We start from the raw sequence: 26,954 nt of genomic DNA, 5'->3' as shown, positions 1-26,954 counted from the left end.
TGGAAACTGCCATTCCATCCCCCTAGGCTGTTGCCTGTCCTTCGCTAGGCTCTTGCCTGCAGAACGCCGCGACGCAGACGTTGCCCCGCACACAGAGCCACCGCCCGGTAGATGCGCGCCGAGTCCCGCACGGGCCGGAAGTGGCTCCCCCGATTGCCCCCCACATAGACGGTCTCGATGGGCACCTCCCGCGGTCGTCCTAAAGCAGCCGAGAGTTGCAGCAGTACCGAGATCTCGTACTCATAGCGGTCGCCTTCGACCCTTCGCAGCATCGGGAGCAGCCCACGCGGAAAGGCCCGCAGCCCCGTCTGGGTATCCTTGAGATCGAGGCCTGCCACAGCCGCAACAACCCTGCGTGTGAGATGGTTGCCAAGTCGGCTGCGCCAGGGCACGTCGCCCTCTAGCGAGCGTGAGCCAAGCACAATCTCGCCTGGATGCTCCAGCGCCACAGCTGCAACCCGAACAATGTCGAGCGGCCGATGCTGCCCGTCCGCATCGGCGGTGACAACGACCTCCACGTCCTCGAACATCTTCTCCACAAGCGCAAAGCCCATCTTCAATGCCTGCCCTTTGCCAAGGTTCCGCTCATGACGAAGCAGGTGCACGTGGGGCTCAATGCGAGTCTCGTCAACCCACCGCTGATGTTCCATCGCGCTGCCATCATCCACAACAACCAGCGCCCCAAAGCCCAGCCTGCCCAACTCGCCAACCAGGCGCGGCAACGCCGCCCCCGCGTTGTACGCTGGGATAATCACAGCGACTCGCTCCAGCAATGGCAAAGGCTGCCCATACTGCTCTACCGGCATGGCCTGCTTCCCTTCTCTCCCGCATCTCAGGCTTGCAGGTGTACGAGCTTCGCCTGCTTCTGCGCGCGGATCACAAGCTCCGCAGCAAGCAGGCACTGCGTCTGGTCCTGCGCGATGTGCGTGCGGTTGACCACATCCGCAACGAACTGCAGCCCGAACGGCAGCGTCAGGTTGTTGCAGTCGATATACCGTGCCTCTTTCGCATCCACGAGAAACAGGTTGTTGCCCGTGTGGCTCACCGCAACGTTGGTGTACTTCCTCAGCTCGATGTACCCCTGCGTGCCCAAAATGAAGAGGCGTCCATCGCCCCACGTGCCCAGGCCATCCGGCGTAAACCAGTCAAGCCGCACATAGCCGCAGCCCTTGTTGCCGCGCAGCACCATGTCGCCAAAGTCCTGAAAGCGCGGATGCTCAGGATGCGCCACATTCGCGATCTGCGACTCCACCACCTCCGCCTCGGTCGATCCCGTGTAGTACAGAAACTGGTCGACCTGGTGCGATCCAATGTCGCACAGGATCCCGCCATACTGATCGGGGTTCCAGAACCACTCCGGCCGCGGCGTGCCGCCGCCCGCATCGCCGTTGTGCTGCAGAATCTGATGCGGCGCAATGTTGATCGTCTGGATCACCTTGCCGATCGCTCCGGCCTTCACCAGCTCGCCCGCCCTCACGGCAGCCTTCACCTCGAGCCGCTCGCTATAGAGGATCGCGTAGATGCGGCCCGTCTCTGCGATGGTCTTGCGGATCTCGGCAAGCTGCTCCAGCGTCGTCGCACCAGGCTTGTCGCTAAGGAAGTCCTTGCCCGCGCGCATCGCACGAACACCCAGCGGAGCGCGCTCACTCGCGATCTTCGAGCTGAGCACCAGCTGGATCGACTTATCGTGAAGGATCTCATCTTCCGTCTTCACAACCCGCACGCTCGGATACCGCTTCGTGAACGTGGCAAGCTTATCCGGCTCGTCACTCTGAATGGCGACCAGCTTCCCACCGCCACGCTCGATCGCGCCGACCATGCCATAGATGTGGTCATGGCTCATGCCCGCGACCGCGAAGTTGATCGTGTACTTCGGCGCGGCCATCTCCTGCGCGCTCGGCATCGCAACCTCATGCGTAATCGGGCGTCCCTCCAGGCCGTGCGCAAGGGCCGCAGCCGGCATCATCGAGAAAGCACTGGCGGTGCCAAGGGTCTTGAGAAACGAACGACGGTCTGCGGAACTGGATGCCACAAAGTTGCTCCTTGCTGGCGCGACGAAAGCGCGTTGCGACTCGGCATCCACTGTAGTGAAGCAGCCGTTTCACTGGCAAACGCAGCTTCCCTGCATCTGCCTCTCGCGACAGCTCGGCCCTGCTCTAATACAGCGTCACGTTGTCCAGTTCGAGCCACGTCTTCGTTCCTGCCGGACGCTGCGCTACCAGTTCCATCTCAGTGATGTCATCGCCGCCCCACGCCACCGCGGTCACACCCTCGCGAGCGTGCCCCACGCGATGCAGCGCGCTGAACGGCACCTCAATCGTCTTCCACGCGGAACCGCCCTCAACATTTGTCGCCCACGCGCCGTTCACCCCATTGGCGCGCAGCTCATACGGGCCATCGCCGCGAATCTCCAGCCGCACACCGTGATACGCACGCAGGTCTGCAGGAGCAATCGATCCCTTGGTCAGCGGCAAGATCACGCTCGCCGTCGGCTTCTCCTTCGCCGACATCGACGCCGTCATCAGCAGCGCATGTCCACCGCTTTCGCGTGGCAGAATCTGGATCATCTCCGTGCTGCGATCGAGCCCGCCATCAGGGTTCGTCACCACCAGCGTATCCAGGTTCGACCGGCCATCCCCGCGCTCGAAGTCATCGATCAGCGCCGCAATCTTCACCGCCGGCATCGGCACATCCAGGTTCGCCGCCGGAGCTCCCGGACCAAACAGCAACCGCCCATCCACAAACACCCGGTCCGTCTTCTCGACATCCTCGATGTGCTCCCACGGCGTGCCCTTGATCAACACCACATCAGCGCGCTTGCCCACCTCGATCGTCCCACGGTCCCCAAGCTCTCCCATCGCGCGCGCACTGTTGGCAGTGCCCGCCATCAATGCGGCCTCCGCTGGCAGACCCGCCTGCACCAGCAACTCCATCTCGCGCAGAGTCGCTTTGCCATGCGGCGTTCCAGGCATGCCCGCATCGGTGCCCAATGCAATCGGCACGCCCGCATCATAGAGCTTCTTCGTGTTGTGCTGCGCAAACTCCCACTTGCGCATCGACTGCTGATAGCGAGGATCCGTCGGAGGAAACGTACTGTGATGTCCCGGCTTGGTCGGCTCATACACCGCCAGCGTCGGCGCAAAGAAGCTTCCACCCTGCTTGATCGCCGCAATCGTCGCGTCGTCGATATCGCGGTCCTGCAGCGCATGGTCGATCACATCGACGTGCGCGTCGCCCGCCTCTTTACCCTTGGCCACCGTGACGGTATGCGTCAACACCGGAAGCTTCCGCGTATGCGCCTCGGCCACCAGCGCCGCAATCGCATCGGCATTCATGCTCGTGTTGTCGGGAGCGGTGCCGTAGCGCCACCCATCCGTCATCACCTCGCCAAAGCAGTCCGGATTGTACGGAAAGATCGCATCGATGCCAGCCTTCGCGCCTGCGGGAGTCACCACCCACTTCGTCGTCGCCGTATCAGCCCAGTCCGCGCCATGGCCGCCAGGAGTACTCAACCGCCCGCAAAGATTCACATGCGGCGCGTTGATCGACGCCAGCCACGCACGCCGGGCTTCAAACGACTCCGGCGAAGCATTGAAGTCCGCCACCGTCGTCACACCCGCCGCAAGATCGGCATTCCCAATCAGTGGTGTCGTCCCGGGCTCGCCCGCGGTCCAGTGCGTGTGCAGATCGAAGAACCCCGGCAGCAGCGCCTCGCCCTTGGCGTCGATCACCGTGAAACCCGCCGGAGCCTTCAGATGCGAACCCACCGCGGAGATCCGCCCATGGACGATCAACACCGTCCTCACCGAGGGAGCCGCTCCGGTCGCATCGAACACCATCGCATCCACAATGGCAATACCAGCCTCATGCGCCGGCTTGTCCGCCGCAAACGCCAGCGCACCCACCAGAAGCCCCGACACCACCACAAACCGGCCAAAGCGCACGATCGCCCCACGTCCTAGCAGCATGAATCTCCCCTGAACTGAAGATGAACTGCCCCACCCGCGCCGCGGCACGAAGCTGCGCACAACTCTGGCAATGGTGTGGCTTAGGTGCAGTCTATCCCGGCCGGCAGAAAGCAGCCAGCACGCGGAGGCACACAAGATCCCCAACAGGACCTTCCAATCAATTTGTGAGGAAGAAGATGGCTCCTGAGGTAGGACTCGAACCTACAACCCTTCGGTTAACAGCCGAATGCTCTGCCATTGAGCTACTCAGGATCGCGTGTAGAACGCTGCGGCCAGGGCGACCGCTCGTGTTCCTTTATATCAAACGCAGGCAGCAGGGTCAAAGAACCGCCGCTGTGCAAACCCTATCGGCACCACAGTCAGCAACGTTGAGAATGAGCCTGAAACCCGCATCTGGAGCGCAAGTCCGGCGCGTCATGACTCGCGTATGATCGTGCCGAAGGAGATTTGCCATGCCACGTCTCAGCCGCCTGTCCCGCTCCCAAGTCGCTCCCGAGCTGCGAGATGTCTATGACAAGTTCCTGCGCGATCGTGGCAACGTCCCCTACTTCTTCCGCACGCTGGCCCACCGGCCCGAAATCTTCCGCACCGCAACAGCCCACATGCAGGCTGTGCTCAACGAGGGCACGCTGCCCACCCGGCTCAAGGAGCTCTGCGTCGTCCGCACCTCGCAGATGAACTGCACCAGCTACTGCCTCGCCAGCCACACCGCCATCAGCCTCCGGCTCGGCGCCACCGAAGAGCAGATCGAGGCCCTTCGCGGCAACTGGCGCGACTCGCCTCTCTTCTCCGAAGCCGAAAAGATCGCCCTGCACATGGCCGAGGTCATGACCTCCGACTCCTTGCACTACACCGACGACGATATGGAGCAGCTCAAGCGCTTCTACTCCGAAGGCGAAATCATCGAGCTCATGGCCGCAGTGGGCCTTTTCAACTACTTCAACCGCTTCAACAACATGCTCCAGATGGAACCGACCCAGCCGGCAACTCCCGAAGAACTAGCCGAAGCCGGCGTCGAACCCGTCACGGCTTAGGACCAGCAGAGTAGCGAAATAGCAGAACAACAGAAGAGTCCCGACAGGCCGGCTCCTGGAAGCTGGCCTGTTCCACGCAAGCCCATCTCCGCAGCAAAACCCATGAGTTCACTGTCAGCTATTTCGCTATTTAGCTGTTCTGCTATTCAGCTGTTCTGCTGCCCTTAGGGGTAAAGCAGCACCGCGATATTGAACGTGGAGAAGTTCTTCGAATCCCGCGCGGGGCATGCTCCTACCGCCGCCTGGTGGTAGCGCCCGCTCGCCAGCCGCTCGCGCAACGCATCCGGCAGCCGCTCCAGGTCTGCAGCCGTATACCGCATCACAAACCAAGGCTGCCGCTCACCAGAATATCCCGTCTCCATCTCGCAGGTACGCCGCGCAGCTTCAGGGGAGGGGATGAGATCGATCGCAGCAGCGGAAGACACCAGACTCCCTACCCTCTGCTCCTGTTCATTCAGCGACAACTGCTGCACCGAGCGGTCGAAGTCCTGCACCGCGTACAGCTCATTGCCGCGCCGCAACACGCTGATTCCCACCGAATCGACGCGTGGATCCAGCAGGTTGGCGCGGTGTCCCGGCGAGTTCATCCACGCCGTGTGCACGATCGCCACCGTAGGAGCCATCGCCACATTCTCCGCAATTAGGCTGAAGCGCGCGCCCTCGTAGCGTCCGCGAACTTCGAGTTCATTCTCCCCCGGAAACTGGTGGGAGATCGTCTCGCGGGCGGCCATCTCGTGCGCATGGTCATAAGCCGCGCGGTACAGCGACGCATCCCAGCGCAGCGGCCGAAGCCCGCGCGAGAGACGTTCCTGGTTTGCAGATTGAAAGAGGTACTGCTCGGCGACGGAGGTCGGCGTACCCGGTGCCACAGGCGATTGCGCCTGCCCTGGGCAGACCACACAACCGAGCAGGCACAACAGGGTCCCGAGGCGTCTCATGTTCAGATTGGACACCGGCTCCGCAAACTCCATGCGGAGTTAGGCGAAAATAGTCCGCCGCCGGTAACGTATCTGGTTTGTAACGGGTCTACTCGGCGGTCGCCGGCAATCGGTCGCGGTACCGCAGGATCAGCTGAAACAGCTTGCGAGCATCCCAGTAGCGTGGGATGAAGCGCAGCGGATCGGACAGTGAGCGCACCAGCCAGCCCATGTACATGTTGTCTGCCCAGCCCGGAATATGCACCTGGTCCCCGCTGAGAAACGCAATCGCGGCGCCCGTGCAATGAATTGCCGGCAGGTAGCTGAGGTTCTGCTTCAGGTAATGCCCCAGCTTCTCCTGCGATCCCCCGCCAATCGTAATCAGCACGTGCTGAGGCCGCAGGCCCTCGATCTTCTCCAGCAGCGCTTCGTCCTCAATCTGTTCGCCATACATCGGAGCCATGTAAAGGCAATCCTCCGGGACCGTGATCCCGAGCGACTCCAGATAGCTGAGGTTGCGGGCTGCGCTGTGCTCGCCGGCCATCACCCAAATCGTATTGCCGGGTGCCCGAAAGCTCTCCTGCTGCAGCAGATAGCGCTGGTACTTCAAGCCCGACAAACGCTCCAGGTCATCTCCCTGGAGAAAGTTCCAAACCAGCACCATGAAGGCGGAATCCGTGATCGCGAGATCCGCACCGAGCAGGGCCTCGCGATATCCCCGATCATGAGCCATGTTCTTCAGCGCCGGCGCAGCCGGCACCACCAGCAGGCCGCCCCGCTCCATGCTCATCACCGCCTGCTCCACAGTGCCGGAGAAGAAGTCGACGCCGAGAATCGTGGTGTACCTCTTGTCCCTGGGCGCCATGCGCTACGCCTCCCTCGTATCTCTCGCCCTGATCTCGCCTTCGATCCACCGGTACGTCTTTTCGAGCCCGTCACGAAGCCTGATCGAGGGTTGCCAATTCAAACGATCCATAATCAGGGTGTTGTCGCTGTTCCGTCCGTTAACCCCTTTCGGTGCGGACAGATCGTACCTTCGTTTCAGTTTGATGCCGGCAATGTCCTCGGCAATATCCACAAGCTGATTGATCGTCACAAGTTCGTCCGAGCCCAGGTTGATGGGCTCGTCGATCTCGCTTTCCATGATCAGCTGGGATCCCAGCGTGCAGTCGTCGATGTACATGAAGCTGCGGGTCTGCTCACCGCTGCCCCAGATCGTGATCTCGTGCTTTCCGCTGAGCTTGGCCTCGATCACCTTGCGGCAGATAGCTGCGGGAGCCTTCTCGCGGCCACCGTCCCAGGTCCCGTGCGGGCCGTAGACATTGTGGTAACGGGCTACGCGGCTGACGAGCCCAAAGTCTTCCTCGAAATGCCGGCACATCCGCTCGCTGAAGAGCTTCTCCCAGCCATAACCGTCCTCAGGCAACGCCGGATAGGCGTCGCTCTCCTTGAGGGGAATGACATCGGGACTCATCTGCTTTTCGCCGTTGTAGACGCAGGCCGACGAGGAGTAGAAGAACCGCTTCACCCCGGCATCCTTCGCAGCGACCAGCATGTGAGTGTTCGTCAGGACGCTGAGCATGCACAGCGCCTTATTGTTCTCGATAAAACCCATCCCGCCCATGTCGGCGGCAAGCTGATAGACCAGATCCACGTCCTGTACCGCGATCCGGCAGCTTTCAATCTCCTTCAGGTCCAGAACTAGGTTCTCGACCCCTTCCGTTTCCTGGTACCACTCCGCCAGGGGCTTCACATCCACCGCGCGGATCACCTTCACACCACTCGCCTGAAGGCTCCTGACCAAATGTCCACCAATGAAGCCGCCCGCGCCGCAGACGACCGCTGTCGATCCTTCCAACTTCATTCCCGGGAACTCCCAGATTCCGGCCGCCATGCCAATCTTCACTGCTTCTCTATTGGGGCGTTCGGGTACCTTTTCGTTGTGTGATTAGCTTCGAGTTTACTTGGACAACACAATCGTTTCCAGCAGTTTGCAGGTTGTTTGAACGTCGTTCCCCGTCCCAAATTCGGCGGCGCAATCTATGATGAGCCTCAGGATGGATACTCCTCCAACTTGGATGCCAACTCCCGCCGCGGAGTCAACCGCGGTCCAATCATCTGCCCGCATCCTCCGTCATCCCATGGCCACACTGGGTCTCCTGCTCCTCGCAATCTTCCTCGCGATGGCCCTCCTTGCGCCCTGGCTCGCACCGCGCGATCCCGCGTCTCTCAACCTCGACGCGCGTCTGCAGCCTCCTTCGGCGAAGCATTATTTTGGAACAGACGAACTCGGCCGCGATGTTCTCTCTCGCTCACTCTATGGAGCCCGCGTCTCGCTCACGGTCGCCGTCTCCGTCGTCGGCCTCTCTCTAGCCGCCGGACTCCTCCTTGGTTCCCTGGCTGGTTTCTACGGCGGCTGGGTCGACACCGTCATCAACGTCTACCTCTCCAACGTCTTTCTCGCCCTGCCCGGAATTCTTCTCGCCATCGCCTTCGTCGCCTTCATGGGTCCGGGACTGGAAAACCTGATCCTCGCCCTGGCGCTCGCCGGTTGGGTAAACTATGCCCGCCTCGTCCGTGCCCAGGTCATGTCGATGAAAGAACGGGAGTTCGTCGCCGCTGCCCGCTCGCTGGGAGCTTCCGATTTCCGTCTCCTCCTGCGCCACATCCTTCCCAACATCCTCCAGCCCCTCCTGGTGCAGGCCGCCGTCGGCATGGCGGCAGCAGTGCTGGCCGAAGCCACCCTCAGCTTCCTCGGCCTGGGCGTCCAGCCCCCGACCCCAACCTGGGGAGCCATGCTCAACGACGCGCGCTCCCATCTCTTCGACGCTCCCTACTTGGTCGTCTTCCCCGCAGCCTTCGTCGCCCTCTGCGTCCTCGCCTTCAATCTCGTCGGAGACGGCTTGCGCGACGCTTTGGATCCACGCACACGGGCCGAGTGAACGGGAACCGCCAGCGTACGCTGTCCCTGCACTCGAAGACGATGGTTCTCGAACACGCGGGCTACATGCCGTACCAATCCGGGAGGCGCTCCATGCGCATTGCCGTTCTTTCCGACACCCACGGTCTGCTACGCCCCGAGGTGATTGAGGCCATCCGGGCGGCCGAAGGCGTCGACCACATCCTCCACGCCGGCGACGTCGGAGACATCCACATCCTCGACACCCTGCGAGAGATTGCCCCGGTCACCGCCATCCGCGGCAACGTGGACGTCCAGGGGCCCACCGCCCTGCTGCCGGCCACCGAGGCCCTCGATCTGGGCGGAGCGCTCATCTACATGCTCCACGCCATCGACGACCTCGACATCAAGCCCGAAGCCGCCGGAATCGCCGCCGTGATTTACGGACACTCCCACCAGCCTACCCTGCGTCACCGCAACGGAGTCCTCTACCTCAACCCCGGAAGCTGCGGCCCCCGCCGCTTCTCCCTGCCCATCTCCATGGCCTGGCTCACCGTCGAAAACGGCAGCGCCTCCGCCGAACTGGTCGAGCTGACAACCTAGCTCGCACCCGGCGCTGTCGGAGGTGCCGACGGCTTCGACGCACCCGGCTTCATCGGCTCCCGCACCACAGGAGGTACGTCCGGCACCGCCACCGCCTGCGCTCCCGACTTCTCCCACGAGAACGTCACCGTCGAAAGAATCCCCGCCATGCGCGCCTCGACGTCATGCAGCTGCCCCGCGCTCAGCTCCTGCGCTCCGCTCGCGGCCGCGCAAAACGTGTTCACCTCCAGGTCGAACCGATAGCACGCATGCTTCCGGTACGCCGTGTAGATCTCGTCCCGCGCCTCCACACACTCCCTGCCATGCTCGGTGTGGACATGACCGAATCCCATGCCGCCAATCCCCACCGCCTCCGGCTTCCCTGCCGCTCCCGCGGGCGCCGCACAGCTGCGCTCGTCCGACTCCGGCTGCACCGTGAAGTACAGCATCGCGCCCGCCAGCGTGGACTGAGGAAACGGGTTGAAGCCCATGCTCGCCACCCCACGTACAAGAGCCGTGCGAGGAGCGTCCTTCACATCCAGCCGGAAGTTGCTCACTTCCCCATCGCGATGCGCCAGCGTCCATCCCGCCGGAACCTCGAACCTCACCCCATACCGCGCATCCGCGAAGCTCCGCGCCTTGGCAGCTTCAGAGGGCCCCGCCGGAACCGTAATCTGCGCACCCGCCCGCGATACCAACGATACGAAAACGAGCCACACATACCCCAACAAAACCCCGAGTCCCAACCGTCTCATCCCCACACCCTCATCGCCGCATACGCGGATCCGCCAGCGCATACAGCGAGTCCGTAATCAGATTCACCGCCACATACGTCAGCCCAATCGCCAGGATCGATCCCTGCACCAGCGCATAATCGCGGTTCGAAATCGCCGACAGCGTCAGCCGACCCAGCCCCGGCCAGCTGAAGATCGTCTCCGTCACAATCGCCCCCGCCAGCAGCGATCCGAACTGCAGCCCAATCACCGTCAGCACCGGGTTCAGCGCATTGCGCAGCGCATGCGCATACACCACGCGCCGCTCGCTCAACCCCTTCGCCCGCGCCGTGCGGATGTAATCCTGCGACAGCTCCTCCAGCATCGACGTCCGCACCATCCGTGTCAAAATCGCCGCCATCCCCAGCCCCAGCGTCACCGCCGGAAGGATCAGATGCGTCAAGAACTCCCCCGCGCCCACTCCCGCGCCCGACACCGGAAGCCAGCCCAGCGAAATAGAAAAGATCACGATCAGGATCGGCCCCAGCGCAAAGTTCGGGAACGACAACCCCACCAGGCTCGCAATCCCCAGCGTCCGGTCCGGCCACCGGTTGCGTGTCCGCGCCGACGCCACTCCCGCCGGTATCGCCAGCGCCGCTCCGATCAGCATCCCCGCCACCGTCAGCGCCAGCGTGTACGGGTAGCGCTGCAGCACCAGGTGCAGCACCGTATCGTGCAGCCGCAGCGACCGCCCAAAGTCCCCATGCAACACCCCGCGCCAGTACAGCAGGTACTGCGTGCTCAGCGGCTTGTCGAATCCAAAGCTGTGCCGCAGGCTCTCCACATCACCCGCGCTCGCCCCATCACCCAGCATCTGCACAATCGGGTCGCCCGGAACCAGGTGGATCAGCAGGAACACAATCGTGACCACCAGCCACAACACCGGCAGCGTCGTCACCACACGCATCAGGATGCTCTTTGCCGTAGTCCAGCCTGGTGATGGGTGCGTCTCAGTCACTGCTTCAAGTCTAGCGGTTCCACGCGGTTGCTTCTCTGGTTGTCATCCCCGAAGGGGATCTGCTGTTGCCTTTGCTTTTCTTGGTTGTCATCCCCGAAGGGGATCTGCTTGTCTCTCGTTGTCATCCCGAGCGGAATCTACGTCATCCGACCTTCGCGGAACGCTACGCCACGTTCGCCGGCGTCTGCGCCGCCGCACTCTTCGGCTTCACCTTCGCCGCCACCGTATCCACGCGCACTCGAGCGATGCGCATGCCGTCCATCTCCATCACCGCAAAGCAGCGCCCGCCAAACTCCACGCGCTCGCCCACCTGCGGAATGTGCCCCAGCTTGTCCAGCAGGAACCCCGCCAGCGTCTCCACGCCCGCCTCGCGAGGCAGCTTCCATCCCAGCTGCGTCACCAGGTCGCGCAGGCTCGCCGAACCATCCACCATCAGCCCGCCGCCCGACGCCACCACCTGCAGCGTGCGGCTCGTGTCGAACTCGTCTTCCATCTCGCCGACCACCTGCTCCAGCACATCCTCCATCGTCACCAGCCCCAGCGTCGACCCGAACTCGTCCACCACAATCGCCAGCTGCCGCCTGCGCTCCTGGAACTCCTCCAGCAGCTCCAGCGCAGGCTTCGTCTCCGGGACCACCAGCACCTCGCGCATCACCTGCCGCAGCGCCACCTCGCCCGCGGTCACGGCAGCATCGCGACGCATCGAGGCCCCCGGCCGCGACACCCCGCGGAAGTGCATCAGCCGCGCCACATCCTTCGAGTACGCCACCCCGATGATCGCCTCGCGCCCCCGCGCCGGATCGTAGACCGGAATCCGCGAGTGCTGCTCCTCCACAATCTTCGCGCTCGCCTGCTCCAGCGGCATGTCCGCGGGCAGTGAGAAGATCTTCCCCCGCGGCGTCATGATCTCGCTGGCCGTCACGTTGTTCAGCTCGATCGCGCGGTGAATCATCTCCTCCTGGAACGGAGGCAGCAGGCCCATGCGTCGCGTCGCCGTAGCCATCAGCTTCAGCTCTTCCGGAGAGTGCGCCGCGCTCTCGCCCCGCAGCGGTGCCCGAAACACCCGCAGCACCTGCGTCGCGGAGAAGTTCATCACCTTCACCGCCGGCCGCGTGATGCGGATGAAGACCTCCATCGGCCCCGCAACCGCCAGCGCCAGCCGCTCCGCCCGCTGCAGCGCCAGCGACTTCGGTACCAGCTCGCCCAGCAGCACCTCGAAGTACGTAATCACCGCAAACGCCACCACGACCGAGATCGCGTGCGCATACAACGTCACATGCGTGGAGAAATGCGGGATGCGAGCCAGCTCGTCCGTCACCAGGTCCGCCAGCGCATGCTCGCCGATCCCGCCCAGCGCCAGGCTCGCCAGCGTCACGCCAAACTGCACCGCCGGAAGAAACTCATCGATGTTGTGCTTGAGCCGCAGCGCGGTCCGCGCGCCCGGCCGATTGAGCGCAATGAACTGCTCGATCCGCGTCTCACGCGCGGAGACCAGCGCAAACTCGGCGGCCACAAAGAAGCTGTTCGCCAGAATGAAGAAGGCGATCAGGCTGCCGTGCACAAGAAGCCACTCGATCATGTGGACTTGAGTCTACTAGAGCCGCATCGCAGATTCGAGATCCGAGATGCAAGATGCGATTTCATATCGCCGCAACCAATTCCGCCCCCACAAACGACGAAAGGGCCGGCAACCTGCCGGCCCTCGCATCTCGAATCTAGCGTCTCGTACCTGCTTCTTACGCCAGTACCTGCTTCAGCGCAGCGTCCACGGTATCCTTCGGCACGAAGCCGGTGATCTGATGTGCGACCTTGCCGCCCTTGAAGATCAGCAGCGCGGGGATGCCACGAATACCGTAGCGGCCCGGCGTCATGTTGTTCCGGTCGACGTCCATCTTCATCACCTTCAGCTTGCCCTGATACTCGGTCGCGACGGCATCCACCACCGGCGCCAGAGCGCGACACGGTCCACACCAGGCTGCCCAGAAATCCACCAGTACCGGCGTCTCCGACTGCAATACCTGCTGTTCAAACTCCGCGTCATTCACTTCCGAGACAAACTGACCTGCCATGATTTCTCCCTTTTTTGCCGTTACTTGCGACGGCTGGCGCCCGGCGGTGCCCGCGATCTACCGGGGCATCCAGAGTGCCCTCGAATCTCGAGGTCATCCTCAATTCTAGATGCGAATCCGTGGAAAACGATGCGTCTGGGTGGGACAGGACCGATCCTTCTGAGGGACATCCCCTGCAGGCCCAACCGGAGACTCCCTCCGGTCTACTCCATCGGCGGCTCCTGCGGAATCGCCGCCCCGTCCGACCGGGGATCGCCCGCCGCAAAGTTCACGCTGCGCCCCGAATCCCGCACCACCGCCGCTCCCTCGCCCACCGAGAAGCTGAACGGCTCCAGCAGCTGGATCTTGTGCCCGCGCTTCTCCAGCTCCGCCCGGACCTCCGCCGGAACCGTCTCTTCCATCTCCACATCGCAGCCCTCGAAGCTGCCCTTGGTGAACCGTGGAGCTTCCAGCGCCGCCTGCACATTCATCCCGTAGTCCACAATGTTCGCCACGAACTGCGCATGCGCCTGCGCCTGGTTCCATCCACCCATGATGCCGAACCCGATATGCATGTCGCCCTTCTCCATGAAGGCCGGAATGATCGTGTGCAGCGGCCGCTTATGCCCCGCCAGCGAGTTCGGAAGCCCCGGCGTCAGCTCAAACCCCGCCCCCCGGTTGTGGAAGCTGAACCCCAGCCCCGGAGCCACCATGCCCGTCCCATAGCCGCTGTAGTTCGACTGGATCAACGACACGATGTTCCCATCCTTGTCGATCGCGCTCATGTAAATCGTCGAGTTGCCGTGCTTGTTCAGCTCTGCGGTCAGGTCCGCCGGAAGCACCTGGCAGCTCGCCTTCTTCATGTCGATCAGCTTGTACCGCTCGTCCGCCAGCGTCTTCGAGATCAGAGCCTGCGTCGGCACGTTCGAAAACTTCGGGTCGCCCACGTACTTGTACATGTCCGAGTACGCCAGCTTCTTGGCCTCGATCATCACGTGCAGCGAATCCGGCGTATTGTGCCCCAGGCTGCCCATCGGAAAGTGCTCCATGATGTTCAGCATCGAGAGCGCCGCCACGCCCATCCCGTTCGGCGGCAGCTCATACACCTTCCATCCGCGGTACATCGTCGACACCGGCTCGACCCACTCCGGCTGAAAGTCCTTGAAGTCCTCCAGCGTGTGCAGCCCACCCTGCGCCCGCAGGAAGTCCACCATCTTCTGCGTCATCGGGCCGTTGTAGTAGGCATCACGCCCTCCCTGAGCAATCGCTCGCAAAGAGTTCGCAAGTCCCGGGTTACGGAACAATGCTCCTGCCTTCGGCTCAAACCCGTTCGGCAGGTACGTCTCCTTCCACCCCGGCTGATTCATCAGCGGCTTTGAGATCCAGTACCGCGCATTCCGCTCACCCATCGGGTAACCGTGGTCCGCGTAGTAGATCGCCGGAGCCAGCGTCTTCGAGAACGGCATCGATCCAAACCGCACCCGCAGCGCATCCCACCCCGCCACCGCGCCCGGCACATCAATCGCCTCCACGCCAATGTGCGGCAGCTCCTTCAGCCCCTTCGCCTTCGCCGCCTCAATCGTCAACGCCTTCGGCGTCCATCCACTGGCGTTCAGACCATACAGCTTGCCCGTCTTCGCCTCGTAGTAGATGACAAACAGGTCGCCGCCAATGCCATTCACGTACGGCTGCACGACACCCATGACCGCGTTCGCGGCAATGGCCGCATCGATGGCATTCCCGCCCTGCTCCAGGATGTGCGTCCCCGCCAGCGCCGCCAGCGGCTGCGGCGTCGACACGATGCCAAACTTCGACACGATCATCGACCGTCCCTGCCCCGGAACGGGGTGGAAGAACGGCTCATTCGCCGTCGTAGGCAGATTGCTGCTACCGGCCGGAGCCGCCTGCGCGACCATGGCCGGGACATGCAACAACAGCGACGAGACGGCAAGAACCGAGGCAAGCCGGTGCAGGATCACAGAAACACTCCCTGAAACTGATTGTGGTGGTATGTCAGCGCCAGTGTAACCCAGCCCCTAACTCGAAGCTCCAGACCCGCAACTCAAAACTCGATCGAGGATCTTGTTCCCGTCGACCGTCCGGAACTCTCTGTGGAAGCCCGCTTTGTCAGGCTATGGAAGCCCGCTTTGTCAGGGCGGGGCTTCAGCCCCGCCATAAACAGCCGGAAAACTCGGGCTTTAGCCCCTGAGGGACCGAATCCCTGATTGAGAGAACACTGTGCGGAGCTTCCGTGGTAGGCCGAACACCATCGACGCCGACTCTACAGCACCACCCGCTCCACCCCGCCCGCAACCGTCACCGGCAAGATCTCCACCTCACCCGCCACCATCGACCGGATCCGCGTATCCGCCTCGAGGATCGTCGTCCCCTCCGCCAGAAACACCAGCACCGACGGCCCCGCGCCGCTCAGCGTCACCGCCGCAATCTCTGGCTCCGCCGCCAGCGGCAGCAGCGCTCCCAGCAGCGGACAAGCCGCCTCGCGATACGGCTGGTGCATCCGGTCCTGAGTAGCCGTCCGCAGCAGCTTCAGATCCCCCGCCGCAAACGCCGCGGTCAGCAACGCCGCCCGCTGCACATTGAACACCGCATCCGCCCGCGTGTAACGATCCGGCAACAGCGCCCGCGCCTTCGAGGTCGAAAGTGGCGTCGGCTGAATCACGACCAGCATCTGCCAGCCCGCGGCTTCTGAATTCACCCCGAACGTCGCATGCTCCACGCGGGCGTCATCCCCCGTGGTGGCCGAAACCGTAAAGCCCCCATACCAGCAAGCCGCAATATTGTCCGGATGCCCCTCGCGCCGCGTCGCCTCGGCAACAATCGCCTCGTTCGTCCACTTCAGCCCACCGAAGTGATCCGCCAGCACAACGCCCGCCAGCAACGCCGCCGCGCTCGATCCACATCCCGCCCCCAGCGGAATCTCGTTATGCAGCGCCAGCTTCAGAGGCGCAGCTTCGCGGCCAGCGAGTGCCAGCACCTCGCGGTACGTATCCAGGATGAGGTTGTTCTCCAGCGTCCCGCAAAGCTCCGGAGCACGCCCCGTCGCGGCAATCTGAAACACCGGAGCCACCTGTGCTTCAACCGTCAGGTGCATCGACATCGCCAGCCCCGCTGCATCGAACCCAGGCCCCAGGTTCGCCGAAGTGGCCGGCAGCTTCAGCCGCAGGCCACGTGTCTGCACACCGCTCATGCCGGCTGCGCCTGTGCCTGCAGAGCGTCGAGCACCTTCAGCACATCGTCCACCTTCGCATCGAGCACCACCGGCTCGCGCCGCAGCTTCGCATGCATCGCACGCTGGGCCACCGTCTCTTCCGCAATCTCGCGGTCGTTCAACAACTCACCGCGGTGGTACTGGATCGTGTACTCCGGATCCTTCAGCGTATGCCCGGTCAGCAACAGCACCGCCGTCTCTTCCTTACCCACACGTCCGTCGGCCACCAGCTTCTTCAGCCCCGCCAGCGTCACCGCGCTGGCCGGCTCGCAGCCAATGCCCTCGGCGCCGATCTCCGCCTTCGCCAGCGCGATCTCCTGCTCCGAGACCTCTTCCACCCAGCCGCCAGTCGTCGCAAGGATCTTGACCGCCTTCTTCCACGACGCCGGGTTGCCAATGCGAATCGCCGAAGCCCGCGTATCCGCCTGCACCGGCTCGAACGGCCCCACACCGCCCGACTGCATCCAGCGATACAGCGGGTTCGCCCCTGCCGCCTGGATCACGCTGATCTTCGGCACCCGCTTGATGAACCCCAAATGCTGCAGCTCCAAGAATCCCTTGCCCAGCGCCGAGCAATTCGCGAGGTTCCCACCCGGCACAATCAGATGATGCGGTACCTGCCAGTCCGTCTGCTCCAGGATCTCGAACGCCGGCGTCTTCTGACCCTCCAGCCGATACGGATTCACCGAGTTCAGCAGGTACACCGGGGCCCGCTGCACCACCTCCGCCAGCACCCGCACGCAGCCATCGAAATCCGTCCGCAGCTGCACCGTGGTCGACCCATAATCCATCGCCTGCGACAGCTTGCCCCACGCAATCTTGCCTTCAGGGATCAGCACCAGCGACCGCAGCCCCGCACGCGCCGCATAAGCCGCCATCGCCGCCGAAGTATTACCCGTCGACGCACAAGCCACCCACTCAAACCCACTGGCGACTGCAACCGACAACGCCGCCGTCATGCCCGTGTCCTTGAAGCTCCCCGTCGGGTTCATCCCCTGGTGCTTCGCCAGCAGCCAGTTCATCCCCAGCGACGCGGCGCAGCGCGGCATCTCGTACAGCGGCGTGTTGCCCTCGTACAGCGTGACAATCTTGTCCACCGCTACAATCGGCAGCAGGTCGCGGAAGCGCCACACACCGCTCTGATCAGCGGCAAGGGTTGAGGTGCGGCGTTCCTGCCACAGGTAGCGGAGGGCGTTCGGATTGGGCTGGTTCGCGGCAGCGCCTGCGTCGGTCGCTTTATCTCGCGTCGCGCTCCAGGGATACTCGATCTCGAACAGGTCGCCGCAGTTCGCGCAACGGAAGTTGCTGCGCGCCTCGTTCTGGGCGATCCTAAGCCCGCATCCCGTGCATCGAAGGCTGTGTGATGAAAGCATGCGTAACCCAAGTTTACCGTACAGAGCGCCGTCTCCCCCGCCTCTTGTCCAGCCTGCTGGTATCTCAGACGATGCTCGCCGCTGTTCTCGGAACGGCGCTCCTCGCCCCCCGCACCAATGCGCAATCCCCTGCGCCGAAGCAAATCCCACAAGTCCTGCACGTCGCCGCCGCAGCCGATCTCCAGCCCGTCATGCCCACCCTCGCCGAAGAATATGAGCGAGCCACCGGCGTCAAGATCGTCACCTCCTTCGGCTCCTCCGCCACCCTCACCCAGCAGCTAGAGAACGGCGCGCCCTTCGACCTCTTCCTCTCCGCCGACCGCGCCCACCCCGAACAGCTCGTCGCCGCCAGGCTCACCGCCTCACCCGAGCCAGTCCCCTACGCCCACGGAGTCCTCGTGCTCTGGGCCCGCAAAGACTCACCTGCCCAGCCGCTCTCGCTCGACTCCCTCACCACCGACAAAGTCCAGCGCCTCGCCGTAGCCAACGAGCTCCACGCCCCCTACGGCCTCGCTGCCATGACCGAGCTCCGTGCCCTGCACCTCGACGACAAGCTCAAGCCCAAACTCGTCGTCGCCGAGAACATCGCGCAGACCGCCGAGTTCGCCGCCAGCGGCAACGCCCAGGCCGGCCTCATCTCCCTCACCATCGCCAGTTCCCCCAAGTTCCGCGACCTGGGCAGCTACGTGCTCCTGCCCGTCCACTACGCTCCCCTGATCCAGTGCGCCGTAGTGATGAAGTCCGCCAAAGACCCCGACCTCGCCAAAGCCTTCGTCACCTGGCTCACCAGCCCCACCATCCAGCACCACCTCAAAGACTTCGGCCTCGAGCCCGCGATCCCATAAACGGCGTTCTACACTCGAGCCCATGGATCTCGCCGCACTCGGCCTCACGCTGCGCCTCGCGTTCGTCACCACGCTCTGTCTGCTGGTGATCGCAACGCCGCTGGCCGCATGGATCGCCGACGCCGCCGGAGCTCCCGCCCGCACCACCCGCTGGCATATCCTCGCCCGCCGCATCGCCCAGGCCGCCGTCGCTCTTCCCCTGGTGCTTCCACCAACCGTCCTCGGCCTCTATCTCCTCCTCGGCATGGGCCCCGCTACCGCTCTCGGCCGAGCCCTCATCGCCGTCCTCGGCCATCCGCTCGCCTTCAGCTTCCCGGGCCTCGTGGTCGGCTCCATCCTCTACAGCCTTCCCTTCGCCGTGCAGCCCCTAATACTCGGCTTCGAAGGCGTCCCCCGCGAACTCCGCGAGACCGCTGCCGTCCTCGGCGCCTCCCGCTGGACCGTCTTTCGCCGCGTCACGCTTCCCCTCGCTGCGCCCTCGTTCCTCACCGCCACCGTCCTCGCCTTCACCCACACCGTCGGCGAGTTCGGCGTCGTCCTCATGATCGGCGGCGACATCCCTGGCGTCACCCACACCCTCTCCATCGCCATCTACGATCAGGTGCAGGAGATGAACTACTCGGCCGCCAGCCATGCCTCGCTGCTGCTCATCGCGCTCGCCTTCCTGGCGCTGCTGGCCCTCTACGCCCGCGGTGCAAAGCGTCAAGATGGAGGACGCTGGCTTGCCTGAGATTCCTCAAGCACCACCGCATCATCGCCTCTCAGTTCAGGCCTGCCTCGGCGCGCTCGTCATCAGCGTGGACCTCGAACTCCGCGCCCCCTGGACGGTCCTCTTCGGCCCCTCCGGCAGCGGCAAGAGCTCTCTGCTGCGCGCCATGTGCGGCCTCCAGCTCGGCGACCGCAACACAACCGTCCACTTCACCCGCACCGCGCCGGATGGGACCTCAAAGCAACTCGACGACATCCCCTCCAGCCGCCGCGACATCGCCTATGCTCCGCAGACACCCGCCCTGCTTCCCCACCTCGACGCCGGCCACAACGTTCGCTTCCCCTTCGAGGTCTGCTCCAGCCCCGTCCGCGACTCCACCATCGTCGACCAGGCCCTCGGTCTCTTCAAGCTCCACGCCCTCGCCGACCGCAAGCCTATCCAGCTCTCCGGCGGCGAAGCCCAGCGCGTCAACCTCGCCCGCGCCTTCGCCACACCCGGAGCAAAGCTCCTCCTGCTCGACGAGCCCTTCAACGGCATCGACCGCGTCACCCGCGACGCCCTCCTGCCCGAACTCCTCCGCGTAACCGCCGAGCGCAGCATCCCCGTCGTCTCCGTCACCCACGATGTAGAAGAAGCGCTACGCCTGGAAGCTGAAGTAGTCCGCCTCGAGCATGGAAGCATTGCCGCACAAGGCCCCGCCCGCACCGTCCTAGCCGAGGAAGCCAAACGAATCCTCGAAGCTCTCTCCTGACGCCTCCGCAGCCCCCTGACCCGTACAACGTACAATGCCCAACGGAGAACGCACAACGGAGAACGGAGAACACCTAAGAGCGAACATCTGACCACGAACAACCCCTACCCCATCACCACCGGCTCGCGCACCAGCACCACCCCGAACTTCTCCTGCACCGCCACTCGAATCCGCTGCTCAAACCGCTCCACATCCGCAAACGTCGCGCCCCCACGGGCCCCCCGGATATTGATCAGCGCCAGCGTATGCCGCGAACTGATCCCCACCGGACCGTCCGCAAATCCCTTCACGAACCCCGCCTGCTCCAGCAGCCACGCCGCCGCCAGCTTGATCTTCCCCGGCCCGGCCGCCCAATGCGGCACCGCCTCCGAAGCCACACCCGCAGCGGCGGCAACGGACACCAGCAACCCCACATCCACAATCGGATTCTTGAAGAACGATCCCGCGCTCTGCGTGTCAGGATCGCCCTCCACCAGCAGCATCCCCTTGCCCCGCCGGATCTCCCGCACTGCCGCCGCCACTTCAGCCAGCGTCGGCTCCTTTGCCTCCCCCGCAAACCGCTTCTTCAGGTCCGCATAGCCAAGGTTCGGCGCGCCTCCCGGCTTCAGCCGAAACACCACGCCCGTCACCACAAACCGCCCCGGCTCATCCGTGTTGAACCGCGACTCCCGGTACCGAAAGTTGCAGGCCTCATGCGGCAGCGTAACCATCGCACCCGACGCCCGATCGAACGCCCGCACCTCGACAATCGTCTGCGCCACCTCCTGCCCATACGCTCCCACGTTCTGCACCGGCGTCCCGCCCACGCTGCCTGGAATCCCCGCCATGCACTCGATGCCCGCACAATTCGCATCCACGGCCCGCTGAACGAACTCGTCCCACACCTCACCGGCCGCGGCCACAAACACGCCCTCGCGCCGGTCCTCGACGCCCTTGAGCGCCACGCGAATCACCAGCCCATCGAAACCCTCGTCCCGCACCAGCAGGTTGCTGCCGCCGCCCAGCACGAAGCTCCGCAGCCCTCGTTCCGCAGCCAGCGCCAACGCTTCAACCAGCGCGCCCTCCGAAGTCACCTCGGCAAACCACCGCGCCCGCCCACCCACGCCAAACGTCGTCAAGGGGGCGAGCGGAACATTCTCTTCCAGAACCAATGCGTTCACGGATTTGAGCGTAGCAGGAAGACCAGCTGCGAGATGCGAGGCAAAGCTACGCGCCGCAAGTGCTGTGCCAGAAGAGTCAGCCGCCTTCGCCCACCGACCGGAATGAGTTCAGTCCCAATCCGCATCTCGAATCTCGCCTCTCGCATCTGCTGCTCCGAATCTTGCCCCTCGCATCCTTCCCGTCCCAGCTACAATCAAATGGGCACCGAGGATCCCCTCCTCGACGACTTTTGCCCCACCGGAGGAACGATGTACCCAGAGATCATGTTGATCCCCATGCGCGAAGAGCTGACCAAGGCCGGCATTCAGGAAGCCCGCACCGCCGCCGACGTCGACGCTGCTGTGGCCCAGCCCGGCACCACCATGCTGGTCGTCAACTCCATCTGCGGCTGCGCAGCGGGCAAGATGCGCCCCGGCGTCCGCATGGCCCTGCAGAATGGCACCAAGCCCGACCACCTCGTCACCGTCTTCGCAGGACAGGATCGCGAGGCGACAGAGCGTGCCCGCAGCTACTTCGCCGGCCAGCCCCCCACCTCGCCCGCCATCGCCCTCCTGCGCGACGGCCAGCTCATCTACCTCATGCAGCGTTCCGCGATCGAAAGCTCCACCGCTCCGGCCATCGCCCAGGAGCTGGCCCGGGCGTTCGACGCCCACTGCGCCACCTCTGTCGCCTAAGAATCCAGCTCGTAGCACAGGAATCCCGGCTTAGCTGACCGAAACCGAAACGCCACGTCGCGCCCAGTTCAAAAATGGGCCCACGTGGCGTTTCGTCTGCCTGCCCGCTTGTGTACCGAATGTGAAACACCGTCACCCAGCTGCCGATAGATCAGCTGTATGTCGACCGCGAACCAATTACCCGCGCTGTCCCCCTTCGGGAACTCCGCCTCCGACGCGCTCCAGCTGCTGGTAGGACCCAGCGCCGCCGCAGCGCACCTTTGGGCCCAGATTCGCAGAGTCGCTCCCCACTTCCGCACCGCTCTCCTTACCGGCGAGCGCGGCACAGGGTCCGACGCCGTCGCCCGGGCCCTGCACGATCTTTCGCCGGCCACGTGGCGTCCCTTCCTCGCCCTCAACTCCCAGGACAGCGAAGAGTACTTCAGCCACAAGACCTTCACCGCGACGCCGGCCGAGGGCACGCTCTTCCTCTCTGACATCGAGAGCCTCTCGCGAACTGGGCAAAGCGGCCTCCTCCGCCTGCTGCGGCATCGTGGCCCCCAGGCCGTCCGTGTGGTGGCGTTTGCTCGCCACGGTCTGCGCCCCGCCGTCAGCACCGGCATCTTTTCGTCCGAGCTCGCCAGCTCCATGGCCGCGCTCCGCGTCTCCCTGCCGGCCCTGCGCGAGCGCTCCGAAGACATTCCCCTCCTCATCAGCCACGTCATGCAGCGCCGCGCCCAGGCCCTCGGCAAGGCCGCGCCCCCGCTCACCGCCGAGTTCCTCCAGGCCGCCTCGCACTTCGCCTGGCCCGGCAACCTCGAGCAGATGACCAGCGTCCTCGAAGCCCTCATCCGCCGCTCCACCGGCGACCCCCTCACCGGTGAGGATCTCGAGTCCGCCGTAGAGCAGACCGAAGGTTCGACCGTCCGCGCCATCAACGAGCCCCGCATGGTCAAGCTCGAAATGGTCATCCAGGAGCACATCCGCGCCGTCCTCTTCGGCTGCAACGGCAACAAGCTCCGAGCCGCCGAGATCCTCGGCATCAGCCGCTCCACGTTGTACCGCATGCTCGACGCCGCCCAGGCCGCAGGCGGCGGCGAATTCAACCTCCCCATGGCCGGATAACAGTAACTGGACTCAAGCTCAGACCAGCGTCGTTCTCGGTTCTCCGTTGTCCGTTCTCGGCTCTCCCAGGGCTGAAGGCCCGACTCAACTCCGCTCGCGATACGGAGAACGGACAACGGACAACGGACAACGCATCTCGCATCTCGCATCTCGCATCTCGCATCTCGTTTGATAGCCTTGCATCCATGAGTGCAAGCAGTCAGCAGGCGGCCAACGCCGGAGTCCGGGTCGCCGTACTTGGCGCAGGCAAAATGGGCGGAATCCTCCTCGAAGCCTTCCTCCGCAGCGGTCTCTTCACCGCCGGGCAGGTCACCGCCACCGTCGCCCACGAAGCCCGCGCCACCGCGCTGGCCTCTCGCCTGGGCATCCGCGCCACCACCAACAACCTCGAAGCCGCACGCGAAGCCGACGTCATCCTCGTCGGCGTCAAGCCCGCCCAGGTCGCCGACCTCGTCCGCGAGATCGCCCCCGTCCTCACCGAGAAAAAGCTCCTCATCAGCTTCGCCGCCAGCGTCAGCACCCGCGCCATCGAAGAAGCCGCCCTCCCCACGGCTCTCCCGGTTGTCCGCGCGATGCCCAACACCCCGTCCGCCCTCGGCGCCGGCATGACCGCCCTCTGCCGCGGCCGTTACGCCACCGATCAGCAGCTCGAGCTCGCCCAGCGCATCTTCACCACCGTCGGCCGCGTCGTCGTCGTCGACGAGAAGCACATGGACGCCGTCACCGGCCTCTCCGGCTCCGGCCCGGCCTTCATCTACATCATCCTCGAGGCCCTCGCCGAAGCCGGCGTCAACGTCGGCCTCCCCCGCGACATCGCCACCCAGCTCGCCGCCCAGACCACCTACGGCGCCGCCAAGATGGTCCTCGAAACCGGCTCCCACCCCGCCCTCCTCAAGGACGAAGTCACCACCCCCGCCGGCTGCACCGTCGACGGCATCCTCGAGATGGAACAAGGCGGAGTCCGCGTCACCCTCATCAAAGCCGTAAAACGAGCCACCGAACGAGCCCGCCAGCTCGCGGGAAACTAACCCCTCAGCGATCGAGCATGGATCGGCAGGGACAAGCTTAGAATTAGCATCGGCCACCATCGTTGTCCTTCTTTCTGTGAAGGAGCCGTCTGCCTTCGCTGGAGGAAGCGTTCCGACGCCATGAACCATCACCCATCCCTTACCTATGCGAGCGTCTTCTTCACCGTCTTCGTCCGTCAGCTTGGCATACCGGTGCCGGCAATCGTGCTGCTCGCCGGAGCCGGAGCCCTCGTCGCGAGCGGAAGGATGCAAGCAGCCCCCGTCCTCTTGCTCGCCATCACCGCATGTCTCTGCGCGGACGGAATCTGGTTCTGGATGGGCAGGCGGTGGGGGTCACAAGTCACCAAGCGTCTTTGCCGACTGACGCAGGATCCGCGAAGGTGCAGCAAGCAGGCACATGAAAAATTTGCTCGCTTCGGGCCTGCGATCTTAGTCGTGGCGAAGTTTATCCCTGGGCTCGATGGACTCATGCCCCCTCTGGCAGGAGCCGAAGCCACGCCAGCGCTAAGTTTTATTGCCTTCGACGGAATCGGCTCGCTTCTATGGAGTTCTGCCTACATGCTGTGCGGATACGCTCTCTCCAATGAAATGGAGTGGGTGACCCATGCCCTCGGGAGAATCGGCAAGGTACTCGTAATCGCGTTAGGCGTTCCACTGCTGCTGTTCCTCATCGTTCGCGGTGTCCGCCTCGTCAAGATGATCCTTCGATTGCGCGTCCGCGGCATGAACGCCGCGCTTCTTCATCAGAAGATCAACGCAGGCGAGAAGCTGATGCTGATTGACCTTCTCGGCTTCGAAGAAGAGTCCGGCCAACATAGAACGGAAGGAATTTCTGGGGCGATCTGCGCCGTACCCCAGGAACTGCGCGCAGCGCCTCAACTCATCTGTCCGGCCGATGTCCAGGTCGTCCTCTACTGCACATCCCCGCAGGAAGTCCTCAGCGCACGCGTTGCTTTGATGTTGCAGAAGAAAGGTATCGGCAACGTTTGGATCCTCGAAGGAGGACTGGATTCATGGCGCGAGCAGGGCTTTCCCCTCGGCGATCGATTTGAGAATCCAGAGGCCGCCGGCAGGCGAGTCGGAATGAAACCGCGTTAGGACGTCGCACGGGACAATCCCCTCTAGCCCAAACAACGATCATCGCCCGGCCCGCTTGGCGTTCTCCAGCGGGCCGCTTCTACAATCAAATCCATGATCGACCGCCTCCTTCGCCGTCCAGGCTGGCTTCCCCGTTACGCCGCCCTCGTCCTCGGCTTCATGGTCATCGTCATCCTCGAAGGCGCAATCGTCCGCGCCACCGGCTCTGGCGCAGGCTGCGGTCCGCACTGGCCCCTCTGCAACGGTGTTGTCATCCCCGTTCATCCCCGCATCGCCACCATCATCGAGTTCGCGCACCGCTCGCTGACCGGCATCCTCTCCACCCTCGTCATCACGCTCGGCCTCTGGACATTCTTCGCCCGCCCCAAGGGCGACCCGGCCCGCCGCGCCATGGCCTGGACGCTCATCCTGCTCCTCGTCGAAGCTCTCCTCGGCGCCGTGCTGGTCCTCGGCGGCTACGTCGAGCGCAACGCCTCCAATGCCCGCGTCTTCGTCCAGGCCATCCACTTCACCAACACCATGCTGCTGCTGGCCGCGCTCACCCTCACCTGGTGGTGGCTGGGGGATCGCGATCAAGCGTTCGACGTTCCTCCCGAAGGCCGCGCCATCGCCTGGATCGCCATCGTTGCCTCAATGGTCGCGGGCGCCGCAGGCTCGGTCGCAGCCATCGCCGACACCATCTTCCCCTCGCCCACCTTCATGACCGCCCTCCAGCAGGACTTCGCCTCCAGCGCACCGCTGCTCATCCGCATGCGCTGGATTCACCCTGCCTCGGCGCTCATCGCCTTCGCCTGCGCGCTGTGGTTCATGGCTCGCGTCCGCACCCAGCCAGCCCGCTGGTTCGCCGCGCTGATGGCCGTCCAGATTGTTCTCGGAGCAATGGACGTCATCCTGCTCGCGCCGCTTTGGCTGCAGGTCGCGCACCTCGCCGTGGCCGACGCCATCTGGGCCGCACTCGTCGTCGCCTGCTCGCAGATGCTTCTTCCCCGCCCCGCACACGCCCTGCATCTCGCCGCCCACGCAGCCTGAACCCGCAAACCAATCCCACACGCAACAAGGGCGCCCCATGGGCGCCCTCTTCGTTGCAACATCGCTGAGCTTACATGCCGTCCGGAGGCGTCGTCTCCGAAGGATGGTTCGGCACCGTCGGCTTGCCTTCAATGCGGCGTCCCACGTTGCGCGTGCCGGTTGCCGTCTTCTTCGCCGCGATCTCGGTACCGCGCTTGGTCTCGTGACCTGCGGTCTCCGTACCTTCCGCCGTCTTGTGCGCGGCCGCCTTCGTCCCGTGCACGGACTTGTGGTAGACCTTCTTCGTGCCGTGGGCTGTCTCGTGTGCAACCTTCTTGGTCGCATGAGCGGTATCGTGGCCCGCGTCCTTCATATCCTGGCCCGCTGTCTGGGCACCGAGGGGGAGTGCGACCGCGAGCACCGCGGCGGCAAAAATCGGCAAAGTCATCGTAAACGTGCGCATGAGATCTCCTTGGGCATGCTGCTTCCTGTGCAACAGCTTCATCTACTGTGACGCATCCCTGCAGGAAGAGCTAGCGACTGGGTGATTAGATGCAAGTCGCGTCGTCGATGCTGTATGCTGGGGCGCAAGTTCCCGGAGCACGAAACTCAAGTTCTAGAAATCGATTTCTCAAGGCGGTTCCATGCACCTTCTCGCGGCCCTTGCCGTGGCTTCCACGGGCCAGCTCACGACCCTTTCCGGCATCGACATCCTCATCCTGGTGATTTATTTCGCGGTGGTGGTGTTTATTGGGTTTTATGTGAAGGGGTCGACGAACACGAGCGAGGAGTTTT

At 64.0% G+C, this 26,954-nt stretch carries 26 protein-coding genes and 1 tRNA gene; 11 read left to right on the top strand and 16 right to left on the bottom strand.

Translation table 11 applies throughout. The features are described 5' to 3' along the window. Positions 1 to 44: 44 nt before the first annotated feature. From AC5E6W_RS04815 to AC5E6W_RS04800, 4 genes are all read right to left on the bottom strand, one after another. Complete coding sequence (locus tag AC5E6W_RS04815) at positions 45 to 806, bottom strand: glycosyltransferase family 2 protein (RefSeq protein WP_491751129.1); 762 nt, start codon at positions 804 to 806, stop codon at positions 45 to 47. Positions 807 to 832: 26 nt separating this feature from the next. Continuing rightward, positions 833 to 2,032 (bottom strand): Gfo/Idh/MocA family protein, encoded by a 1,200-nt coding sequence (locus AC5E6W_RS04810; RefSeq protein WP_491751128.1) that lies wholly within the window; start codon positions 2,030 to 2,032, stop codon positions 833 to 835. Between the two features lie 124 nt (positions 2,033 to 2,156). Then, a complete protein-coding gene (locus AC5E6W_RS04805) occupies positions 2,157 to 3,968 on the bottom strand; it encodes an amidohydrolase family protein (RefSeq protein ID WP_491751127.1) in 1,812 nt (603 codons plus the stop codon). A gap of 177 nt (positions 3,969 to 4,145) precedes the next feature. Continuing rightward, positions 4,146 to 4,220: transfer RNA gene (locus AC5E6W_RS04800), tRNA-Asn, on the bottom strand. Positions 4,221 to 4,420: 200 nt separating this feature from the next. Here AC5E6W_RS04800 and AC5E6W_RS04795 point away from each other — a divergent pair. After that, the gene (locus tag AC5E6W_RS04795) at positions 4,421 to 5,002 is read left to right on the top strand and encodes a carboxymuconolactone decarboxylase family protein (protein WP_491751126.1); all 582 of its coding nucleotides are present in this window, start codon (positions 4,421 to 4,423) and stop codon (positions 5,000 to 5,002) included. Between the two features lie 164 nt (positions 5,003 to 5,166). On the opposite strand, the gene AC5E6W_RS04790 is transcribed toward AC5E6W_RS04795, so the two are convergent. The 3 genes from AC5E6W_RS04790 to AC5E6W_RS04780 form a co-directional block, all read right to left on the bottom strand. Then, positions 5,167 to 5,871, bottom strand: coding sequence for a CAP domain-containing protein (locus tag AC5E6W_RS04790; RefSeq protein WP_491751125.1), 705 nt, complete (start codon positions 5,869 to 5,871; stop codon positions 5,167 to 5,169). A gap of 157 nt (positions 5,872 to 6,028) precedes the next feature. Further along, entirely contained in the window at positions 6,029 to 6,784 is a 756-nt protein-coding gene (locus tag AC5E6W_RS04785; RefSeq protein WP_491751124.1) for a WecB/TagA/CpsF family glycosyltransferase, read from the bottom strand. 3 nt (positions 6,785 to 6,787) lie between these two features. Further along, positions 6,788 to 7,813 carry an NAD-dependent epimerase/dehydratase family protein gene (locus AC5E6W_RS04780; RefSeq protein ID WP_491751123.1) on the bottom strand — a complete coding sequence of 342 codons (1,026 nt, stop codon included), beginning with the start codon at positions 7,811 to 7,813 and terminating at the stop codon, positions 6,788 to 6,790. Between the two features lie 184 nt (positions 7,814 to 7,997). On the opposite strand from AC5E6W_RS04780, the gene AC5E6W_RS04775 reads away from it, so the two are divergent. Together AC5E6W_RS04775 and AC5E6W_RS04770 are read left to right on the top strand one after the other, a co-directional pair. Next, positions 7,998 to 8,861 carry an ABC transporter permease gene (locus AC5E6W_RS04775; RefSeq protein ID WP_491751122.1) on the top strand — a complete coding sequence of 288 codons (864 nt, stop codon included), beginning with the start codon at positions 7,998 to 8,000 and terminating at the stop codon, positions 8,859 to 8,861. 92 nt (positions 8,862 to 8,953) lie between these two features. Next, a complete protein-coding gene (locus tag AC5E6W_RS04770; protein WP_491751121.1) occupies positions 8,954 to 9,421 on the top strand; it encodes a metallophosphoesterase family protein in 468 nt (155 codons plus the stop codon). On the opposite strand, the gene AC5E6W_RS04765 is transcribed toward AC5E6W_RS04770, so the two are convergent. The 7 genes from AC5E6W_RS04765 to thrC form a co-directional block, all read right to left on the bottom strand. Beyond that, positions 9,418 to 10,155: a hypothetical protein gene (locus AC5E6W_RS04765; protein WP_491751120.1), complete on the bottom strand. Its 738-nt coding sequence runs from the start codon at positions 10,153 to 10,155 to the stop codon at positions 9,418 to 9,420. The two genes, AC5E6W_RS04770 and AC5E6W_RS04765, sit on opposite strands and share 4 nt — an antisense overlap. A gap of 10 nt (positions 10,156 to 10,165) precedes the next feature. Continuing rightward, positions 10,166 to 11,080 (bottom strand): ABC transporter permease, encoded by a 915-nt coding sequence (locus AC5E6W_RS04760; RefSeq protein ID WP_491751139.1) that lies wholly within the window; start codon positions 11,078 to 11,080, stop codon positions 10,166 to 10,168. A gap of 214 nt (positions 11,081 to 11,294) precedes the next feature. Further along, positions 11,295 to 12,710: a hemolysin family protein gene (locus AC5E6W_RS04755; protein ID WP_491751119.1), complete on the bottom strand. Its 1,416-nt coding sequence runs from the start codon at positions 12,708 to 12,710 to the stop codon at positions 11,295 to 11,297. Between the two features lie 157 nt (positions 12,711 to 12,867). Then, the gene (gene trxA / locus AC5E6W_RS04750; protein WP_491751118.1) at positions 12,868 to 13,200 is read right to left on the bottom strand and encodes a thioredoxin; all 333 of its coding nucleotides are present in this window, start codon (positions 13,198 to 13,200) and stop codon (positions 12,868 to 12,870) included. A gap of 203 nt (positions 13,201 to 13,403) precedes the next feature. Continuing rightward, positions 13,404 to 15,158 (bottom strand): gamma-glutamyltransferase, encoded by a 1,755-nt coding sequence (gene ggt / locus AC5E6W_RS04745; protein ID WP_491751117.1) that lies wholly within the window; start codon positions 15,156 to 15,158, stop codon positions 13,404 to 13,406. A 302-nt stretch (positions 15,159 to 15,460) separates the two neighbouring features. Beyond that, positions 15,461 to 16,387 carry a homoserine kinase gene (thrB, locus tag AC5E6W_RS04740; protein WP_491751116.1) on the bottom strand — a complete coding sequence of 309 codons (927 nt, stop codon included), beginning with the start codon at positions 16,385 to 16,387 and terminating at the stop codon, positions 15,461 to 15,463. Beyond that, complete coding sequence (thrC, locus tag AC5E6W_RS04735) at positions 16,384 to 17,781, bottom strand: threonine synthase (protein WP_491751115.1); 1,398 nt, start codon at positions 17,779 to 17,781, stop codon at positions 16,384 to 16,386. The genes thrB and thrC overlap by 4 nt, the downstream gene beginning before the upstream one ends. Before the next feature lie 71 nt (positions 17,782 to 17,852). Here thrC and modA point away from each other — a divergent pair, with 71 nt between their 5' ends. Genes modA through AC5E6W_RS04720 form a run of 3 tightly spaced genes read left to right on the top strand, consistent with a single transcriptional unit; the run spans position 17,853 to position 20,086 of the window. Beyond that, on the top strand, positions 17,853 to 18,626 hold the full coding sequence (modA, locus tag AC5E6W_RS04730; RefSeq protein ID WP_491751114.1) for a molybdate ABC transporter substrate-binding protein: 774 nt from the start codon (positions 17,853 to 17,855) through the stop codon (positions 18,624 to 18,626). 22 nt (positions 18,627 to 18,648) lie between these two features. Then, a complete protein-coding gene (gene modB / locus AC5E6W_RS04725) occupies positions 18,649 to 19,356 on the top strand; it encodes a molybdate ABC transporter permease subunit (protein ID WP_491751113.1) in 708 nt (235 codons plus the stop codon). Next, entirely contained in the window at positions 19,349 to 20,086 is a 738-nt protein-coding gene (locus AC5E6W_RS04720) for an ATP-binding cassette domain-containing protein (RefSeq protein WP_491751112.1), read from the top strand. Before modB ends, AC5E6W_RS04720 begins: the two co-directional genes overlap by 8 nt. A 104-nt stretch (positions 20,087 to 20,190) precedes the next feature. On the opposite strand, the gene AC5E6W_RS04715 is transcribed toward AC5E6W_RS04720, so the two are convergent. Beyond that, positions 20,191 to 21,246 (bottom strand): UDP-N-acetylmuramate dehydrogenase, encoded by a 1,056-nt coding sequence (locus AC5E6W_RS04715; RefSeq protein WP_491751111.1) that lies wholly within the window; start codon positions 21,244 to 21,246, stop codon positions 20,191 to 20,193. A 249-nt stretch (positions 21,247 to 21,495) separates the two neighbouring features. Between AC5E6W_RS04715 and AC5E6W_RS04710 the strand changes: the two genes are divergently transcribed. From AC5E6W_RS04710 to AC5E6W_RS04690, 5 genes are all read left to right on the top strand, one after another. Then, positions 21,496 to 21,921, top strand: coding sequence for a BrxA/BrxB family bacilliredoxin (locus tag AC5E6W_RS04710; protein WP_491751110.1), 426 nt, complete (start codon positions 21,496 to 21,498; stop codon positions 21,919 to 21,921). A 159-nt stretch (positions 21,922 to 22,080) separates the two neighbouring features. Further along, complete coding sequence (locus AC5E6W_RS04705; protein ID WP_491751109.1) at positions 22,081 to 23,025, top strand: sigma-54-dependent transcriptional regulator; 945 nt, start codon at positions 22,081 to 22,083, stop codon at positions 23,023 to 23,025. Between the two features lie 185 nt (positions 23,026 to 23,210). Next, complete coding sequence (gene proC, locus AC5E6W_RS04700; RefSeq protein WP_491751108.1) at positions 23,211 to 24,053, top strand: pyrroline-5-carboxylate reductase; 843 nt, start codon at positions 23,211 to 23,213, stop codon at positions 24,051 to 24,053. 120 nt (positions 24,054 to 24,173) lie between these two features. Next, complete coding sequence (locus tag AC5E6W_RS04695; protein ID WP_491751107.1) at positions 24,174 to 25,151, top strand: VTT domain-containing protein; 978 nt, start codon at positions 24,174 to 24,176, stop codon at positions 25,149 to 25,151. Positions 25,152 to 25,244: 93 nt separating this feature from the next. Next, the gene (locus tag AC5E6W_RS04690; protein WP_491751106.1) at positions 25,245 to 26,180 is read left to right on the top strand and encodes a COX15/CtaA family protein; all 936 of its coding nucleotides are present in this window, start codon (positions 25,245 to 25,247) and stop codon (positions 26,178 to 26,180) included. Positions 26,181 to 26,250: 70 nt separating this feature from the next. Here the strand turns inward: AC5E6W_RS04690 and AC5E6W_RS04685 are convergent, their stop codons facing one another. Next, the gene (locus tag AC5E6W_RS04685; RefSeq protein WP_491751105.1) at positions 26,251 to 26,622 is read right to left on the bottom strand and encodes a hypothetical protein; all 372 of its coding nucleotides are present in this window, start codon (positions 26,620 to 26,622) and stop codon (positions 26,251 to 26,253) included. Between the last annotated feature and the right edge of the window lie 332 nt (positions 26,623 to 26,954).

The sequence above is a fragment of the Bryocella sp. genome (assembly GCF_058498515.1).
The sequence above is the reverse complement of the archived record's forward strand: the minus strand, read 5'-3'. Positions and strand labels throughout refer to the sequence as shown.